Origin of the sequence: Salifodinibacter halophilus (genome assembly GCA_012999515.1) — a bacterium.
Lineage (GTDB): Bacteria > Pseudomonadota > Gammaproteobacteria > Nevskiales > Salinisphaeraceae > Salifodinibacter > Salifodinibacter halophilus.
This window is the reverse complement of sequence record JABEEB010000689.1, coordinates 1-238: the sequence shown is the minus strand read 5'-3', so window position 1 is coordinate 238 and position 238 is coordinate 1. Positions and strand designations below refer to the sequence as shown.

Below are 238 nucleotides of genomic sequence, written 5' to 3'. Positions count from 1 at the left end.
CGGCCTGCTCGACGCCGCCGAGGGCGCGCGCCTGCGCGCCGCGCACGCCGATGCGATCGATGCCTATCCCTTGTCGCCGTTGCAGGAAGGCCTGCTGTTCGCGGCCTTGGCCGCGCCGGATTCGGGCCAGTACCTCAACCAGCAGGTGCTGAGCCTGACCGGTCCGCTGGATCGCGAGCGCCTGATCGCGGCTTGGTCGGGCCTGCAACAACGCCACGAAAGCCTGCGCGTGGGTTTC

Annotated in this window: 1 protein-coding gene; it reads left to right on the top strand. The window is 70.6% G+C overall.

Annotation, left to right across the window (positions count from 1 at the left end; all coding sequences use genetic code 11):
* Positions 1 to 238: hypothetical protein (locus HKX41_13330; protein NNC25117.1), on the top strand; the 238-nt coding region annotated here is incomplete at both ends.